We start from the raw sequence: 16485 nt of genomic DNA, 5'->3' as shown, positions 1-16485 counted from the left end.
AGCCGCATAGCGGCCTATCCCACCGACAGCGGCGGCTCGCCCCGCTGTCGGGCTATTGCGCCAGGGCACTGCCAACACAGGCTGCCCTGGCCCTCCCTCCTCCACTGGAGATGCTATCGATGAACGCCTTGCGACGCGCGTACGATCACTTCGAGGAAGGCTTTATCGCCTTTCTCCTGGCGACCATGACGCTTGTGACATTCGTCTACGTGATCCTCAACAACCTCTACACCCTGTTCTACAACTGGGGCGATCGCTGGGAAGGCGCCAGCGACAACCTCTTCGCCATCGGCGACTTCATTCTCGGATTGGCCCAGGACATGACCTGGAGCATCTCCCTGACCAAGGCACTGTTCGCCTGGCTGATCTTTTTCGGCCTGGCCTATGGCGTGCGCACCGCCGGCCATATCGGCGTCGATGCGCTGGTCAAACTGGCCAGCAAGCCGGTGCAACGGATCATCGGCTTGATCGCCTGCCTGTGCTGCCTGGGCTATGCCGGGCTGATCGCGGTAGCCAGCTTCGACTGGATGCACACCCTGTTTGTCGCCAACATTGGCGCCGAGGACCTCGGTCACTACGGCATCAAGCAATGGCACATCACCCTGATCGTGCCATTCGGCTACGCCATGGTGTTTATCCGCTTCCTGGAAATCTTCGTGCGCATCCTGCGTAACCAGCAGACCGGCCTCGGCCTGGCCGATGAAGCCGCCGAAGCCATGAAGTTGACCGAGCACGACGACGAGCAGAAGAAGGAAGACAAGCAATGACCATCCTGTTCCTCTTCGCCCTGCTGTTCCTGATGATGTTCATCGGCGTACCGGTTGCCGCGTCCCTCGGCCTGGCCGGCTCGGTGACCATCATGCTGTTCAGCCCGGATTCGGTGCGTTCGCTGGCGATCAAGCTGTTCGAGACCAGCGAGCACTACACCCTCCTGGCGATTCCGTTCTTCCTGCTGTCCGGCGCCTTCATGACCACCGGCGGCGTGGCCCAGCGCCTGATCGACTTCGCCAATGCCTGCGTCGGCCATATCCGTGGCGGCCTGGCGATCTCCGCGGTGATGGCCTGCATGCTGTTTGCCGCCTTGTCCGGCTCCTCGCCGGCGACCGTGGCCGCCGTGGGCTCGATTGCCATCGCCGGCATGGTCCGTTCCGGTTACCCGCAGGCCTTCGGCGCCGGCATCGTCTGCAACGCCGGTACCCTGGGCATCCTGATTCCGCCGTCGATCGTCATGGTGGTGTATGCCGCCGCGACCGAACAATCGGTCGGCAAGCTGTTCATGGCCGGGGTGGTACCGGGCCTGATGCTCGGCGTGGCCTTGATGACGGCGATCTACATTGTCGCGCGCAAGATGGACCTGCCCTCCCTGCCGCGGGCCAGTCTGCGCCAGCTGCTGACCACCGCACGCAAGGCGATCTGGGGCCTGCTGCTGATGGTGATCATCCTCGGCGGCATCTACTCCGGCATGTTCACCCCGACCGAAGCGGCGGCGGTGGCGGCGGTCTACGCCGGTTTCGTCGCCCTGTTCGTGTACAAGGACATGCGCATCCGCGAGTGCCCCAAGGTGCTCCTGGAGTCCGGCAAGCTGACCATCATGCTGATGTTCATCATCGCCAACGCCATGCTCTTCGCCCACGTGCTGACCACCGAGCAGATCCCCCAGACCATCACCGCTATTGTGATCGAGATGGGCCTGCAGCCCTGGCAATTCCTGCTGGTGGTGAACATCGTGCTGCTGGTCGCCGGCGCCTTCATGGAGCCCTCGGCGATCATCCTGATCCTCGCACCGATCCTCTTCCCGATCGCCGTGCAACTGGGCATCGACCCGATCCACCTGGGCATCATCATGGTGGTGAACATGGAGATCGGTTTGATCACCCCGCCGGTGGGCCTCAACCTGTTCGTCACCTCGGCGGTCACCGGCATGCCGCTGACCGCGGTGATCAAGGCCGCCTGGCCATGGCTGATGCTGCTGCTGGGCTTCCTGATGATCATCACCTACATCCCGGCCGTGTCCATGGCCCTGCCGAACTGGCTGGGTATGAGCTGATCGCGACGACTCCGTGTGTGCTTCCCAGTACCACCCTCAGCCCGGCCTCAGTGCCGGGCTTTTTTTGGGCGCTATTCCGGTCACAGGCTGCACGAGGGCAATATTTTGTAGTCACGGGTTTATCCGCGAACCACGTCTAAACACAGACAAGATTCGCGGTTGAGCGGCGGCCACAGGCGGCGACCGGACTCAACACCCAGCCGGGACATCGCCCGGGAGAACCCGGCCATCGGCTGCCCCCCTCCTACCCTTGACCCAGGTCAGCACCGCCTGAGGCCCGACGTGGGTCAATGGCGCTCGCCATACCCTCAAGGAGAAACACCATGCCCCAGGCTTCCACAAAACTGCGACTGGCCGCACTGGTCGCCCTGGTGGTGGGCTCGATGGTCGGCGGGGGGATCTTCTCGCTGCCACAGAACATGGCGGCCAGCGCCAGCGCCGGGGCCATCCTGATCGGCTGGGCCATCACCGCGGTCGGCATGCTGACCCTGGCCTTCGTCTTCCAGAGCCTGGCCGTGCGCAAACCGGAACTGGATGCCGGGGTCTACGCCTACGCCAAGGCCGGTTTTGGTGACTACATGGGTTTCTCCTCGGCCTGGGGCTACTGGATCAGCGCCTGGATCGGCAACGTCAGCTACTTCGTCCTGCTGTTCAGCACCCTGGGCTATTTCTTCCCGATCTTTGGTGAAGGCAATACCCCGGCCGCCATCATCGGCGCCTCGCTGCTGCTCTGGGCCGTGCATTTTCTGGTGCTGCGCGGCATCCGCGAGGCCGCCTTCATCAACTTGGTGACCACCGTTGCCAAGATCGTGCCGCTGCTGCTGTTTGTCGTCCTCACCGCCATCGCCTTTCAGCTCGAGGTATTCACCGCCGATTTCTGGGGGCGCGGCAACCTGGAGCTGGGCAGCGTGCTGGATCAGGTGCGCAACATGATGCTGGTCACCGTCTGGGTGTTTATCGGCATCGAAGGGGCCAGCGTTTATTCGGCGCGCGCCGAGAGCCGCGCCGATGTCGGCAAGGCCACGGTGATCGGTTTCCTTGGGGTATTGCTGCTATTGGTGATGGTCAACGTGCTGTCCATGGGCATCCTCAGCCAGGCCGAACTGGCCGGATTGAAGAACCCCTCCATGGCTGGCGTGCTGCAGCAGGTGGTCGGCCCCTGGGGCGCGGCGCTGATTGGCATCGGCCTGATCGTTTCGCTGCTCGGCGCGCTGCTGTCCTGGACCCTGCTGTGTGCAGAGATCCTGTTCGTTGGTGCGCGCGATCAGACCATGCCGAACTTCCTGAAAAAGGAAAACGCCAAGCACGCGCCGGTCAATGCGCTGTGGTTGTCCAACGGCCTGATCCAGCTGTTTCTGATCGTCACCCTGTTCAACGACGCCACCTACCTCAAGCTGCTGTACCTGGCCACTTCGATGATTCTGCTGCCATATTTCTGGTCCGCCGCCTATGCGGTGCTGCTGGCGGTACGCGGCGAGACCTACGAAGGCCAGCCTGGTGCGCGGCGCAAGGATCTGCTAATCGGCCTGATCGCGGTGATCTATGCGGTGTGGCTGGTGTATGCCGGCGGTGTGCAGTACGTCCTGCTGTCCGCGCTGCTCTATGCGCCGGGTGCGCTGTTCTTCGCCAAAGCCAGGCGCGAGCAGGGCCAGGCTGTTTTCACCCGCGTGGAGCAACTGATTTTCCTGGCCGTGTTGACCGGTGCCGGCATTGCCGCCTATAGCCTCTATGCCGGCTTCCTCAGCCTCTAACAGAAGGAATTTATGACATGAGTATTGGAAAACTCGGGGTGCATTCCGAAGTCGGCAAGCTGCACAAGGTTATGGTCTGTTCGCCAGGCTTGGCGCACCTGCGCCTGACGCCGAACAACAGCGATGAACTGCTGTTCGATGACGTGATCTGGGTCAGCCAGGCCAAGCGCGACCACTTCGACTTTGTCAGCAAGATGCGCGAGCGTGGCGTCGACGTGCTGGAGATGCATAACCTGCTCAGCGAAACCGTACAGAACCCTGCGGCGCTGCAATGGATTCTCGACCGCAAGATCACCGCCAACCTGGTCGGTATCGGCCTGCAGAACGACGTGCGCAGCTGGCTGGAAGGCCAGGAACCTCGGGTTCTCGCCGAATACCTGATCGGCGGAGTATCCGTGCGCGATCTGCTCAAAGGACTGGGCGAAAGCGCCAGCCTGAAGATGCTCGGCGACTTTATCGGCCCGGCCAGCTTTGTCGTGCCACCGCTGCCCAACACCCTGTTCACCCGTGACACCAGCTGCTGGATTTACGGCGGCGTCACCCTCAATCCGATGCATTGGCCGGCGCGCCGCCAGGAAACCCTGCTGGCCACGGCCATCTACCGGTTCCACCCCGAATTCGCCAACGCCGACTTCGCAACCTGGTACGGCGACCCGGACCTCGACCACGGTTCGGCCAGCCTGGAAGGGGGCGACGTAATGCCGATTGGTAACGGTGTGGTGCTGATCGGCATGGGCGAGCGCAGCTCGCGCCAGGCCATCGGCCAGCTGGCGCAGAACCTGTTCGCCAAGGGCGCGGTCGAGCGGGTGATAGTCGCCGGCCTGCCGCAGTCGCGGGCGGCCATGCACCTGGACACGGTATTCAGCTTCTGCGATCGCGACCTGGTGACGATCTTCCCCGACGTGGTCGACCAGATCGTGCCGTTCAGCTTGCGCCCCGACCCGAGCAAACCCGGCGGCATCGATATTCGCCGCGAAGACCAGCCATTCCTGCAGGTGGTGGCCGAAGCGCTGAACCTCAAGCAACTGCGCGCAGTACAAACCGGTGGTGACAGCTACGAGGCCGAACGCGAGCAGTGGGATGATGGCAACAATGTGCTGGCCCTCGAACCGGGGGTGGTGATCGGTTACGACCGCAACACCTACACCAATACCCAGCTGCGCAAGGCCGGGGTGGAAGTCATCACCATCGACGCCAGCGAACTGGGTCGCGGTCGCGGCGGCGGCCATTGCATGAGCTGCCCAATCATCCGAGACCCTGTCGATTACTAATTGCGCTCGGCAGGCTTTACCCAAGCCTGCCGCGCCCATTTCTCACAAGGAAACTGTCATGGCTTTTAATCTGCACAACCGCAACCTGCTCAGCTTGATGCATCACACCCCTCAGGAACTGCGCTACCTGCTGGATCTGGCCCGCGACCTGAAACGCGCCAAGTACACCGGCACCGAGCAACAGCACCTCCAGCGCAAGAACATCGCCCTGATCTTCGAAAAGAGTTCGACCCGCACCCGCTGCGCCTTCGAGGTCGCGGCCCATGACCAGGGCGCCCATGTCACCCTGATAGAACCGGGCTCCTCGCAGATCGGCCACAAGGAAAGCATGAAGGACACCGCCCGCGTATTGGGGCGCATGTTCGACGCCATCGAGTACCGTGGTTTCGGCCAGGAAATAGTCGAGGAGCTGGCCAAGTACGCCGGCGTGCCGGTGTTCAATGGCCTGACGGCAGAATTCCACCCGACCCAGATGATTGCCGACGTGCTGACCATGCGCGAGCACAGCGACAAACCGCTGCATGACATCAGCTACGCCTACCTCGGCGATGCCCGCTACAACATGGGCAACTCGCTGCTGATGGTCGGCGCCAAGCTGGGCATGGACGTGCGTATCGGCGCGCCCAAGGAGCTCTGGCCGGCGCCCGAGTTCATCGCCCAATGCCAAGCCTTTGCCGACGCCAGTGGCGCGCGCCTGACCCTCACCGATGACCCCAGGGAAGCGGTCAAGGACGTTGATTTCATCCATACCGATGTCTGGGTCTCCATGGGCGAACCCGCCGAGGTATGGGATCAGCGCATCGCCCAGCTGCTGCCCTACCAGGTGAATGCGCAGATGATGAAAGCCGCGGGCAATCCCCGGGTGAAATTCATGCATTGCCTGCCAGCCTTTCATAACAGCGAGACCGAAGTGGGCAAGGCGCTGGCCGAGCGCCACCCGAACCTGGCAAACGGCGTGGAAGTCACCGAAGAGGTGTTCGAATCGCCGGCCAATATTGCCTTCGATCAGGCGGAAAACCGCATGCACACCATCAAGGCCATTCTGGTTTCGGCTCTGGCTGATATCTGACCGCTGATGCGCCCGCGTGGCTGGCGCTGGCCAGCCACGCCGCACGGTGCACGCTGCTGGCCAGTCAGTCGCTGGCAGGCAAAAGCCATCACCTCTAGGGGACATGCACTATGCGTATCGTCGTCGCACTGGGCGGCAACGCCCTCCTTCGCCGCGGTCAACCCATGACGGCGGACAATCAACGGATCAATATCCGTATCGCCGCCGAACAGCTGGCCAAAATAGCCCCGGGTGTCGAGCTGGTCGTGGCGCACGGCAACGGCCCTCAGGTCGGCCTGCTCTCCTTGCAGGCCGCCGCTTACACCTCGCTCAACCCCTATCCGCTGGATGTGCTGGGCGCCGAAACCGAAGGCATGATCGGCTACATGATCGAACAGGAACTGGGCAACCTGCTGCCCGTCGAGGTGCCTTTCGCCACCCTGCTGACCCAGGTGGAAGTCGACCCGGCCGACCCGGCCTTTCAACACCCGAGCAAACCGATTGGCCCGGTCTACAGCAAGGCCGAGGCCGAGCGCCTGGCCGCCGAAAACGGCTGGAGCATCGCCGCCGATGGCGAGCAGTTTCGCCGCGTGGTCGCCAGCCCGCGGCCGACCCGGATCTTCGAAATCCGCCCGATCACCTGGCTGCTGGAGAAAGGCTGCATCGTCATCTGCGCCGGCGGCGGCGGTATCCCCACGTTGTACGGCACAGACGGCAAGCTCAAGGGCGTGGAAGCGGTGATCGACAAGGACCTGTGCTCGGCGCTACTGGCCGAACAACTGGACAGCGATCTGCTGGTGATTGCCACCGATGTCAGCGCGGTGTTTAGCGACTGGGGCCAGGCGACGCAAAAATCCATCAGCGTCGCCCACCCGGACGCACTGGCCGAGTTCGACTTTGCCGCCGGTTCCATGGGGCCCAAGGTCCAGGCCGCCTGCGAATTCGCCCGCCATACCGGCAAAGTCGCGGTGATCGGCTCATTGGCGGATATCCAAGCCATTGTTCAAGGCAAGGCCGGCACCCGGATCAGCACCGCGCAACCGGGCATTCATTATCACTGACATCCCCATGCCCACACTGACAGGAGCCTCACCCATGAGCGAACCCGGCCATCTGCATATCACCCGTGCGCCCTTGCAACCCAACGACTTTGGCTACGACATCCACGTCGAGTATCAGGTGGTCAATGCCCCCGCGACGGGTACAGCCATGCACTTCAGCATGCACGGTGAAATCAACGGCACAACCTTTACCGAGGCGTTCGAACTGCCCAGGGACATGGCGTGCAACTTTGCCAGCAACTGTTTCCACCTGGCGCAGAAACACGGCCTGCCGAAAACGGCGAATATCATTTCAATGCACCACAAATACGACGCCATGTTCGAAGACATCCGCCAGCGCCTCGACCTCAAGTCCGGTGAGGCGGTGCAACCCGAGCACCTGGCATAAGCGCCGGTGCCTAGCAGCCTGTCGGACTTAACACTGTCCTACTGCGGAAAAGCCGGATTTGGTCATTTTCTGCGCTCTTTTTCGTTAAATAGAGCGACTATTCGCCTCAAAAGAGCCCAAAAACTGCCTCAAACCGGACTTTCCCTCGCTACGGACGGTCAAGTCCGGCAGGCTGCTAGCGCGATGTCAGCGACTCGTACCCGGAGATCACCTCGAACAGCTCGGCATCGATGCTGCTCTGGCGCAGGCGGTTGAAGTCACTGTGCAGCTGTTCCAGCAACTCCTCGATATTTTTATCCGCCCGCTGCATCGCCGCCAGGCGGCTGGCGTTCTCGCTGGCCAGCGACTCGGCGCAGGCGCGAAACAGCGAAATGAACAGGTATTCGCGAATCAGCGCGCGCAGGGTTTGCCCGGCGTCATGAAGAATTTCCGGCAGCGCGCCGCTGGGCCAGGAAATGTGCGCCAGATCCTGCTGCCATTGCCGGTCCAGGGGCAACAGTCGCTGACTGACAGGTGCGTAGCTCATGCCGACCTGCGGACGATTATGAAACACATAAAAACGCGCCCGCTCATTGGTCAGGTGCGCCTCGCTGTCCAGCTGAATCTGCCCCACCAGCGGCGCAATGCCCTTTACCGAACTGGGCACGCGGAACAACCCCTTGAGCGGCAGACCGGCCTGCTCCAGGCAGCCATGCACACGCTCGCCCACCGCCCAGACCTGCAGGTCGCCGGGGATATCGGCGAGGGCCTGGATAGCGAACTCGGCCACCCGCTCATTGAACTGGCCCACCAGCCCCTGATCGGAGCCAAACACGATAGCGCCGATGGCGTCCTTCGCTGCGGGCGCGGGCTCGATGGCCCGGCGCGCCTGGGGCTGGCGCAGACACAGACTCAGGCCCAGCTCGACGCTGCGATAGTACTCGGCCAGGGCCAGCACCGATTGCTCATACTGGCCGATGCTGGCGCCAGCCAGGGCTTTCATCGACCGCACCACCGACTGCAGATCGCCAGCGCTGGCGATGCTGCGGCGCAGGCTGGCCGAGGTATCGCTCATGGCCGGCTCTCCACGCGGCTGTCCGGCTCAGCCGCCACCTGAGTGGCGGCCGCGGGTGCGCTCTCGGCCTGCAAGGCCCGTAGCGCCTGACGAGCGGCCGCGATAATGGCCTCGCGGTCGTCCTCACGCAGTTTGCCCGCTGCCTGCAGGCGCTCGCGCAGTTCCTCAGGCAAGCGTTCCGCCGCGGCGGCGACCGCCGCGCCTGCCGCGCGCATCCGCGCCAGGGCAATGTCATCGAACAACCCGCCGCTCAGGGCCAGCAAGGTGGCGATTTGCGCCGACACCGGCACCGGGGCGAACTCCGCCTGTTTCAGGCAGGCGCGAATCCGCCGGCCGTGCTCGATAACCAACTGGCTGTCGGCATCCAGGCGCGCACCGAAGCGGGCAAAGGTCTCCAGTTCTTCGAACTGCGCATACGCCAGTTTCAGATCGCCCGACACCGCGCGATACGCCGGCCGCTGCGCCTTGCCGCCGACCCGCGACACCGACTTGCCGACATCCACGGCGGGCAATACGCCCAGCTCGAACAGCACCGGCGACAGGTAGATCTGGCCGTCGGTAATAGAGATCAAGTTGGTCGGAATATAGGCGGAGATGTCCTGGGCTTCGGTCTCGATGACCGGTAGCGCGGTCAGCGAGCCCGCGCCGCGTGCCGGGTTCAGGTGGGTGGCACGCTCCAGCAGACGCGAGTGGATATAGAAGATGTCGCCGGGAAATGCCTCACGCCCCGGCGGCCGGCGCAGCAACAGGGACAGCTCGCGGTAGGCGCGGGCATGCTGGGTCAGGTCGTCGTAGACGATCAGCACATCGCGCCCGGCCTGCATAAAGTATTCGGCGATGCTGGTCGCCGCATAAGGTGCGATATAGGCCAGGCCAGGGGCCGCGTTGCCCTCGGTGACCAGCACCACGGTGTAGGCCAGCGCGCCTTTTGCGCGCAGGATCGTCACGGCCTTGGCCACCGCCGAGGCGCGCTGGCCGATGGCGCAATAGACACAGAGCACGTTCTGATCGTGCTGATTGAGAATGGTATCCAGGGCGATGGCGCTCTTGCCCGTCTGCCGGTCGCCGAGAATCAACTCGCGCTGACCGCGACCGATGGGAATCAGCGCATCGATGACCTTGAGGCCGGTCTGCAGTGGCTGGCTGACCGGCGCCCGGTCCATGATCGGCGCCGCCGGCCGCTCGATCGGCAGGCGCGCGCTGCAGGTCAGCGGCCCTAGACCATCCAGGGGCTGCCCCAGGGGATCGATGACCCGCCCAAGCAGCGCCTCGCCCACTGCCACATCCATCACCCGACCGGTGCGTTGGACCTGATCGCCGGCGTGCAGGTGGGCGTAATCGCCCAGCAGCACCACGCCTATTTCAGTTTCGTCGAGGTTGAAGACGATGCCGAACACGCCGCCGGGGAAACTCAGCAACTCCTCAAAGCCGGCGCCGGGCAGACCACTGACAGTGGCGATGCCGGTGGACACCTGGGTAATGGTGCCGACCTCGCTTAGCCGCAGCCGGGGCTGGAAGGCCTGGCGGGTCTGGCCGATACCGTTCAGGGTGCGCTCGAGCACCTGCTGCAGCGCTTCCAGCGGGGCATTCATGGCTGGGTCGCAGCGGTGGGTTGGGCCTGCAGCAGTTCGTCGACACCCTGCTGCAGCGCCTGCAGGTAGTCGCTGATGCTCCAGGCCAGGCGCTGGCCATTGCAGCTCAGCTCGATCCCGCCCAGCAGCTCGGCCTTGCGTTCGAAACGCAGGGCAATCTCGCCGGCAAAGCAGTGATTCAACGCGTCTTGCAGCAGCCGGCGTTGCGCGGCCGGCAACTCGAAGGCGCTGCGCAGCAGCACCGGCTCGGTACCGAGCGCAATGGCTTCGGCCAGTTGCTGCTGCGCCGACGCCTCGAGGCCCTGCAACTGCTCGATAAACACCGCGACCAGGCGCTCCTCCAGGCTGCAGTCGGCCAGGTCGGCCAGGGCCTTGCGGGCGATGGCGAAGACCTCGTGCTGGACCCGCTGCGCCAGGGCCTGATTAAGCTTGTCGGCGTCATTGCGCAGCGCTTGCTGGTGCTTGGCGCTCATGGTCGCGGCCGCTTGGCGCGCGCTTTCCAGCAGGCGCTGGCGCTCAAGCTGCACCTGCGCCACGGCCTCGCTGAGCAGTGAGGCACGTTGCGCCTCGAAGGCCTGATTCTTTGCCTCGAACTCGGCGCGCTCGCGTTGCGCTTCGGCCTTTTGCCCGGCGGCAGCGGCCAGCTGCGCGGCAATCAGCTGCTCGCGGGCGGCGATGGCACGCAGAATCGGCCGGTAGAGAAAGCGCTTCATCAACCAGACCAGCACGACGAAGTTGAGCACCTGGGCCGCGACGGTAAACCAGTCGATCAGCATGACGTCACTGACCCGCGGCCTGGGCGATGGCGGTGTTCCAGAAGGGGTTGGCAAACAGCAGGATCATCGACACCACGAAGCAGTAAATGGCGGTGGACTCGATCATCGCCAGGCCGACAAACAGGGTGCGGGTGATAGTCGCCGAGGCATCCGGCTGCTGGGCCAGGGAGGTCATGGCTGCCCCCACCGCGCGGCCTTCGGCCAGTGCCGGGCCCATGGTGCCGAAACCGGTGGTGAGCCCGGCCATGACAATTGAAACCAGGGCGATCAGGGTCATGCTGTCCATGGAGATTCCTCACTGAAGTGGAAAAAGCCTCAAGTCGAAGACTGTGGTCGCAGCTTGCGGGTCCGGGTGGCGGCGGCGATGTAGACCGCGGCGAGGATGCTGAAGATGTACGCCTGGACCATGCCGGTCAGCAGGCCGAGCAAGGTCATGACGATGGGAAACAGAAACGGGGTAATCGCCAGCAGAATGCCGATGATCATCGCCCCGCTCATCATGTTGCCAAACAGCCGGACGGCCAGGGCCAGGGTGCGCGAAACCTCGCTGATCAGGTTGAACGGCAGCATGATCCAGGTCGGTTCGAGGTAGGTCTGCAGGTAGCCGCGCAGGCCCTGATCACGGATGCCATACATGGGCACCGCCACCATTACGCAGGCAGCCAGCGCGACGGTGGTGGAGAGCGAGCCGGTGGGCGCTTCGAAGCCCGGAATCACCGTACTCAGGGTGGCCGCGGCGACGAACAGGAACAGCGTGCCGATAAAGCCCAGGTAACGCTGTGGGTGTGCCAGACCAATTTCGCCGAGCTGTTTTTCCATCATACACACGATGATTTCCAGCAGGTTCTGCCACGCCGAGCGCCGGTGACCGCCGGACAGGCGGGCGGTGATCAGTCGCGAGCCCAGCACCAGGACCAGCATCAGCGCCCAGGTATAGACGATGGTGGCATTCAGCTTGAACAGGCCGAATTGCCAGAAAATGATGTCATCCGGGCTAAGGTGCATGGCTCACCTCCCCGGGAGAAATACCCGCAGGGGGGTGTGCCGGACGAGTCAGCCGGGTCACCAGCAGGCGGGCCAGCAAGAAGCCCAGCAGACAGGCCAGCAAGCGCCGCCAGTCGTCGCCGGCCACCCAGTAGAAGCCGGCCAGGGTCAGGCTCAGACGCAGCAGCAGACTGCTGAAAAACCACAACGCCGGACGACTGGAGGCCAGGCCGCGGCGCAACGTCCACCACAGGCCGGCGAAAAACACTGCGCCGAGCACGCTGCCGGCAACCCCCGCCAGCGCCATGAAGATGATCTCATTCATGCTCATCGTGCTTGTCCTCCCGCTCTTCGCGCATGGCGCGGTCTTCCTTGGTCACCCAGTGCCAGGCATTGAAGCAGCCGAGCAGCAGCCCGGCCACCAGCAGCGCCAGGGTCCAGGAACGCGGCCCCGGATAATGGCGATCCAACCACAGGCCCAGCGCCGCGCCCAGCAGCGTCGGCACCACCACCGACCAACCGATCAAGCCCATCATGCCCAAGCCGAACCAGACACCCGGCGTAGCATTGCGCCGCGCCTTGAGTTTGCGCGCCGCCTTGCGCCCGACCTGCTCGGGAAAATCTGCCGGCGGCTTGCGCGGTGCTTCTGGTGGGTGGTCTTCTTCGCTCATTTTCAGGGTAGTTGATCTGGGTTATCTGTCTTGGAAGGTTGCGAAGCGGCGCAAAAAACCGCTTTCCAGCTTGGCCATCAAGGAACGCAAGACTTGCTCATTCTCATCCAGGGTCAGAAACTCCTGCTCCACCGCCTCGCGCAACCGACCGAGGTCGCTGCCACGCAGGGCCCGGCGCACGGAAATCAGCACCTGGTCACCGGTCTTGACCAGCACCCCTTCATCCACCGCGACGAACACCTCGCCGTCGGCGGCGGTTTCGTAGATCAGAATGCCCGGCGGCAACGCCGCCACGCAGTCGAGGCGCTGCGGCAGCAGGCCGAACGAGCCACCATGGGTCTCTGCCACCAGGCGCGACACGTCCCTGACGTCGGCGAAGATCTGGAACGGCAGCAACAGCTTAAGGTGCATGCTGGTCGCTGCCATTTTCCACCTCCCCTGATGCCTGCTGCTGTGGCGAGGCTGAGCGGCTGGGCGTGGCCGTAGCGCCACGCTGTTTGGCGTAGGCTTCATCGACCGCGCCGATCATATAGAGCGCACTTTCGGGAAGCGCCTTGAATTCGTCGGTGAGGATCCGCTCGCAGCCGTCCAGGGCATCCTCCAGGCTGACCAGCTTGCCGGCCAGGCCGGTGAACTGTTCGGTGGTGAAAAACGGCTGGGTGAGAAAGCGCTCCAGCCGCCGGGCCCGGGCCACCACATTGCGGTCCTCCTGGGACAGCTGCTCGATACCGAGCATGGCAATGATGTCCTTCAGCTGGGCGTATTGCGCCAGGGTGCGGCGGATCGCCTGGGCCAACAGATAGTGGCGCTCGCCGACGATAGCCGGGGTGGCCATCTTCGAGATGGATTGCAGCGGGTCGATCGCCGGGTACAGGCCTTCGCTGGCCCGTTTGCGCGACAGCACGATGGACGCCGAGAGGTGACTGAAGGTGTGTACCGCGGCCGGGTCGGTGAAGTCATCGGCAGGCACATAGACCGCCTGAATCGAGGTGATGGCGCCGTTGTCGGTGTTGGCGATGCGCTCTTCCAGCCCGGCCAGCTCGGTGCCCATGGTCGGCTGGTAGCCCAGGCGCGAGGGCATCTGCCCTAGCAGTCCGGAGACCTCGGAGCCGGCTTGAATAAAGCGGAAGATATTGTCGATCAGCAGCAGGACATCGCGGTGCTGGTCGTCGCGAAAATACTCGGCCATGGTCAGGGCCGCATGGCCGATGCGAAAGCGCGCCCCGGGCGGCTCGTTCATCTGCCCGAAGAGCATCACCATATTGGGCAGCACGCCAGCGGCTTTCATGTCGCGGTACAGCTCTTCGCCTTCGCGGGAACGCTCGCCAATGCCGCAGAAGATGCTGACGCCCTGCTGATGGCTGACCATGTTGTGGATCATTTCCGTCAGCAGCACGGTCTTGCCCACCCCGGCGCCACCAAACAGGCCGGCCTTGCCGCCCCGCTCCAGGGGCGACAGCACATCAATGACCTTGATGCCAGTGACGAAGATTTCCGCCTGGGTAGAGCGCTGGGTCAGGAGCGGCGGTGCCCGGTGCACGGAGCGCCACTGCATATCGTTCAAGGGTGGCTCGCCGTCGATGGTGTTGCCGAACACATCAAAGATGCGCGAGACAATGGCCTTGCCCACCGGGGCCTTGAGCGGCCCGCCGGTGTTTTCCACGCGCATGCCACGGGCCAGGCCCTGGGTCGGGGTCAGGGCGATTCCGCGGACATGCTGGGCATCGCGCTGCACCAGCACTTCTATCACGACCTGCCCGCTCGGCCCGGTACGCAGCAGCGCGTAGATAGGCGGCAAGCCGTCGGTAAAGCGCATGTCCACCACACTGCCGCGCACGGCCACCACCACACCCGATCTCGCTTCAAGGGCTTTGGCATCAGGCGCTGCAGGCCGGCTGTTCATGGGCTCGACTCGGTGGACATGGATGAACACTGTCTACTCGACGATAGCACAAGCAGCCACGGCCTCCCGCCCCTGCGCCCGGGACCGCAGCGGCGACCGGCAGACCGTTATGGCGCGGCCATTCCCCTGGCCTGCTCGCGCAGCACGAACTTCTGCACCTTGCCGGTAGCGGTTTTCGGCAGGGCGGTGAACACCACGCAACCGGGCACCTTGAAACGCGCCATGCGCTGTTGGCAGAAGGCAATCACCGCGGCCTCGGTCAGTTCGACTCCCGGCTTGGCGGTGACGAAGGCGCAGGGTGTTTCGCCCCACTTGTCGCTGGGCATGGCCACCACCGCCGCTTCCAAAATAAGCGGGTGGCGATACAGCACGTCCTCCACTTCGATCGAGGAGATGTTCTCGCCACCGGAGATGATGATGTCCTTGGAGCGATCCTTGATCTCGATGTAACCATCGGCGTGCCACACCGCCAGGTCGCCGGAGTGGAACCAGCCGCCGGCGAAGGCTTCGGCGGTGGCCGTGGGGTTTTTCAGGTAGCCCTTCATCACCACATTGCCGCGCATCATGATCTCGCCGATGCTCTGACCGTCCTTGGGCACCGGCTGCAGGCTGTCCGGGTCGGCCACCATCAGGCCGTCGAGCAAGGGCGCACGCACGCCCTGACGGGATTTCAGGCGGGCGCGCTGCTCGGGGGTTTCGCTGTCCCACTCGGCCTTCCACTCACAAGCCACGCTGGGGCCATAGGTTTCGGTCAGGCCGTAGACATGGGTGACGCGGAACTCCAGGGCTTCCATGGCCTCGATCACCGCGGCGGGTGGTGCGGCGCCGGCAGTCAGCACCTTGACCGGGCGGGTCTTCAGCGCCTTCAGCTCATCGGCGGCATTGGCCAGCATGTTCAGCACGATCGGCGCACCGCAGAAGTGGTCGACACCATGCTCGGCAATCGCCGGGTAGATGGCCTCGGCGCGCACATGGCGCAGGCACACATTGACCCCGACATAGGCCGCCAGGGCCCAGGGGAAGCACCAGCCGTTGCAGTGGAACATCGGCAGGGTCCACAGGTACACCGGGAAGCGGCTCATGTCCCAGCACATGGCATTGGACAGGGCATTCAGGTGCGCGCCGCGGTGGTGATAGACCACGCCCTTGGGGTTGCCGGTGGTACCGGAAGTGTAGTTGAGCGAAATGGCCTGCCACTCATCGGCGGGCATCTGCCAGGCGTAGTCGGCGTCGCCTTCGGCCAGCAGCGCCTCGTAGTCGAACTGGCCGATCAGCTGGCCGTCCTGATACTCCGGGTCGTCGATGCCGATGATCAGCGGACGGTTGGGCAGGTGACTGGTGGCGCGCTGCACCAGTTCGCCGAATTCCTTGTCGACCAGCAGCACCTTGGCTTCGCCATGCTGCAGGATGAAGGCGATGGCTTCGGCATCCAGCCGGGTGTTGATGGCGTTGAGCACGGCGCCGCACATGGGCACGCCGAAGTGCGCCTCGAACATCGCCGGGCCGTTCGGCGCGATCACCGCCACCGTATCGCCCAGGCCAATGCCGCGTTGCGCCAGGGCCGAGGCCAGGCGAATGCAGCGGCTGTAGGTCTCGCCCCAGGTCTGGCGCAGGCTACCGTTGATCAGTGCCGTGCGCTGCGGGTAGACACTCGCGGCGCGCTCGAGAAAACTCAAGGGACTGAGTGCCTGGAAGTTCGCCGCATCGCGCGGCATGCCATATTCGTAGGGGTTGAGGCTGTGCATTATTGTTCTCCAGCGGAACCTTGGACTGAAGAAACCTTAGCAGGAGTATGGTCTTGCCGAAGCGCTACCTTGGTCGAAGCAGTGACTCACAAGTCATAAATCACGTCAGCATAATCACCCGAACAATCGAGCCACTGCTCGCCCCATTGAATGTCCCCCGTGTTTTCGGGTTCCCTGGCGAGCGACAAGCAGGT

Annotated in this window: 17 protein-coding genes; 7 read left to right on the top strand and 10 right to left on the bottom strand. The window is 63.9% G+C overall.

All coding sequences use genetic code 11. The annotated features are described in order from the left end of the window. The first annotated feature begins 119 nt into the window (after window positions 1-119). From PH586_RS21970 to PH586_RS21940, 7 genes are all read left to right on the top strand, one after another. Window positions 120-767, top strand: a complete 648-nt coding sequence (locus PH586_RS21970) for a TRAP transporter small permease (RefSeq protein ID WP_271349941.1) — start codon at window positions 120-122, stop codon at window positions 765-767. Then, complete coding sequence (gene dctM / locus PH586_RS21965) at window positions 764-2047, top strand: C4-dicarboxylate TRAP transporter large permease protein DctM (RefSeq protein ID WP_271349940.1); 1284 nt, start codon at window positions 764-766, stop codon at window positions 2045-2047. The genes PH586_RS21970 and dctM overlap by 4 nt, the downstream gene beginning before the upstream one ends. A gap of 323 nt (window positions 2048-2370) precedes the next feature. Continuing rightward, window positions 2371-3798, top strand: a complete 1428-nt coding sequence (arcD, locus tag PH586_RS21960; RefSeq protein WP_271349939.1) for an arginine-ornithine antiporter — start codon at window positions 2371-2373, stop codon at window positions 3796-3798. A gap of 17 nt (window positions 3799-3815) precedes the next feature. Next, complete coding sequence (gene arcA, locus PH586_RS21955) at window positions 3816-5069, top strand: arginine deiminase (RefSeq protein WP_271349938.1); 1254 nt, start codon at window positions 3816-3818, stop codon at window positions 5067-5069. Window positions 5070-5127: 58 nt separating this feature from the next. Continuing rightward, the gene (locus tag PH586_RS21950) at window positions 5128-6138 is read left to right on the top strand and encodes an ornithine carbamoyltransferase (protein WP_271349937.1); all 1011 of its coding nucleotides are present in this window, start codon (window positions 5128-5130) and stop codon (window positions 6136-6138) included. Window positions 6139-6248: 110 nt separating this feature from the next. Continuing rightward, window positions 6249-7178 (top strand): carbamate kinase, encoded by a 930-nt coding sequence (arcC, locus tag PH586_RS21945; protein WP_271349936.1) that lies wholly within the window; start codon window positions 6249-6251, stop codon window positions 7176-7178. A gap of 34 nt (window positions 7179-7212) precedes the next feature. After that, window positions 7213-7566 (top strand): DUF5064 family protein, encoded by a 354-nt coding sequence (locus tag PH586_RS21940; RefSeq protein ID WP_271349935.1) that lies wholly within the window; start codon window positions 7213-7215, stop codon window positions 7564-7566. Window positions 7567-7741: 175 nt separating this feature from the next. Here the strand turns inward: PH586_RS21940 and PH586_RS21935 are convergent, their stop codons facing one another. From PH586_RS21935 to PH586_RS21890, 10 genes are all read right to left on the bottom strand, one after another. Then, complete coding sequence (locus PH586_RS21935; protein ID WP_271349934.1) at window positions 7742-8620, bottom strand: F0F1 ATP synthase subunit gamma; 879 nt, start codon at window positions 8618-8620, stop codon at window positions 7742-7744. After that, window positions 8617-10212, bottom strand: a complete 1596-nt coding sequence (locus PH586_RS21930) for an alternate F1F0 ATPase, F1 subunit alpha (RefSeq protein ID WP_271349933.1) — start codon at window positions 10210-10212, stop codon at window positions 8617-8619. Before PH586_RS21930 ends, PH586_RS21935 begins: the two co-directional genes overlap by 4 nt. After that, entirely contained in the window at window positions 10209-10988 is a 780-nt protein-coding gene (locus PH586_RS21925) for a F0F1 ATP synthase subunit B family protein (protein WP_271349932.1), read from the bottom strand. The genes PH586_RS21930 and PH586_RS21925 overlap by 4 nt, the downstream gene beginning before the upstream one ends. Window positions 10989-10992: 4 nt before the next feature. Further along, entirely contained in the window at window positions 10993-11274 is a 282-nt protein-coding gene (locus tag PH586_RS21920; protein ID WP_271349931.1) for a F0F1 ATP synthase subunit C, read from the bottom strand. 29 nt (window positions 11275-11303) lie between these two features. Then, window positions 11304-11993, bottom strand: coding sequence for a F0F1 ATP synthase subunit A (locus PH586_RS21915; RefSeq protein ID WP_271349930.1), 690 nt, complete (start codon window positions 11991-11993; stop codon window positions 11304-11306). Beyond that, window positions 11983-12303, bottom strand: coding sequence for an N-ATPase subunit AtpR (locus tag PH586_RS21910; protein WP_271349929.1), 321 nt, complete (start codon window positions 12301-12303; stop codon window positions 11983-11985). The genes PH586_RS21915 and PH586_RS21910 overlap by 11 nt, the downstream gene beginning before the upstream one ends. Next, window positions 12290-12643, bottom strand: coding sequence for an AtpZ/AtpI family protein (locus PH586_RS21905; RefSeq protein WP_271349928.1), 354 nt, complete (start codon window positions 12641-12643; stop codon window positions 12290-12292). Before PH586_RS21905 ends, PH586_RS21910 begins: the two co-directional genes overlap by 14 nt. A 21-nt stretch (window positions 12644-12664) precedes the next feature. Next, window positions 12665-13069, bottom strand: coding sequence for a F0F1 ATP synthase subunit epsilon (locus PH586_RS21900; RefSeq protein WP_271349927.1), 405 nt, complete (start codon window positions 13067-13069; stop codon window positions 12665-12667). After that, complete coding sequence (atpD, locus tag PH586_RS21895) at window positions 13044-14546, bottom strand: F0F1 ATP synthase subunit beta (protein WP_271349926.1); 1503 nt, start codon at window positions 14544-14546, stop codon at window positions 13044-13046. Before atpD ends, PH586_RS21900 begins: the two co-directional genes overlap by 26 nt. Before the next feature lie 107 nt (window positions 14547-14653). Beyond that, complete coding sequence (locus PH586_RS21890; protein WP_271349925.1) at window positions 14654-16291, bottom strand: acyl-CoA synthetase; 1638 nt, start codon at window positions 16289-16291, stop codon at window positions 14654-14656. Window positions 16292-16485 lie beyond the last annotated feature (194 nt).

The organism is Pseudomonas aestuarii (genome assembly GCF_027988105.1).
GTDB lineage: Bacteria > Pseudomonadota > Gammaproteobacteria > Pseudomonadales > Pseudomonadaceae > Aquipseudomonas > Aquipseudomonas aestuarii.
This window is presented reverse-complemented; position numbering and strand designations above follow the sequence as displayed.

Excerpts from the sequence above, each read along its gene's own strand:
- PH586_RS21970 (WP_271349941.1), top strand. The coding sequence starts at position 120 with ATGAACGCCTTGCGACGCGCGTACGATCACTTCGAGGAAGGCTTTATC.
- dctM (WP_271349940.1), top strand. The coding sequence starts at position 764 with ATGACCATCCTGTTCCTCTTCGCCCTGCTGTTCCTGATGATGTTCATC.
- arcD (WP_271349939.1), top strand. The coding sequence starts at position 2,371 with ATGCCCCAGGCTTCCACAAAACTGCGACTGGCCGCACTGGTCGCCCTG.
- arcA (WP_271349938.1), top strand. The coding sequence starts at position 3,816 with ATGAGTATTGGAAAACTCGGGGTGCATTCCGAAGTCGGCAAGCTGCAC.
- PH586_RS21950 (WP_271349937.1), top strand. The coding sequence starts at position 5,128 with ATGGCTTTTAATCTGCACAACCGCAACCTGCTCAGCTTGATGCATCAC.
- arcC (WP_271349936.1), top strand. The coding sequence starts at position 6,249 with ATGCGTATCGTCGTCGCACTGGGCGGCAACGCCCTCCTTCGCCGCGGT.
- PH586_RS21940 (WP_271349935.1), top strand. The coding sequence starts at position 7,213 with ATGAGCGAACCCGGCCATCTGCATATCACCCGTGCGCCCTTGCAACCC.
- PH586_RS21935 (WP_271349934.1), bottom strand. The coding sequence starts at position 8,620 with ATGAGCGATACCTCGGCCAGCCTGCGCCGCAGCATCGCCAGCGCTGGC.
- PH586_RS21930 (WP_271349933.1), bottom strand. The coding sequence starts at position 10,212 with ATGAATGCCCCGCTGGAAGCGCTGCAGCAGGTGCTCGAGCGCACCCTG.
- PH586_RS21925 (WP_271349932.1), bottom strand. The coding sequence starts at position 10,988 with ATGCTGATCGACTGGTTTACCGTCGCGGCCCAGGTGCTCAACTTCGTC.
- PH586_RS21920 (WP_271349931.1), bottom strand. The coding sequence starts at position 11,274 with ATGGACAGCATGACCCTGATCGCCCTGGTTTCAATTGTCATGGCCGGG.
- PH586_RS21915 (WP_271349930.1), bottom strand. The coding sequence starts at position 11,993 with ATGCACCTTAGCCCGGATGACATCATTTTCTGGCAATTCGGCCTGTTC.
- PH586_RS21910 (WP_271349929.1), bottom strand. The coding sequence starts at position 12,303 with ATGAGCATGAATGAGATCATCTTCATGGCGCTGGCGGGGGTTGCCGGC.
- PH586_RS21905 (WP_271349928.1), bottom strand. The coding sequence starts at position 12,643 with ATGAGCGAAGAAGACCACCCACCAGAAGCACCGCGCAAGCCGCCGGCA.
- PH586_RS21900 (WP_271349927.1), bottom strand. The coding sequence starts at position 13,069 with ATGGCAGCGACCAGCATGCACCTTAAGCTGTTGCTGCCGTTCCAGATC.
- atpD (WP_271349926.1), bottom strand. The coding sequence starts at position 14,546 with ATGAACAGCCGGCCTGCAGCGCCTGATGCCAAAGCCCTTGAAGCGAGA.
- PH586_RS21890 (WP_271349925.1), bottom strand. The coding sequence starts at position 16,291 with ATGCACAGCCTCAACCCCTACGAATATGGCATGCCGCGCGATGCGGCG.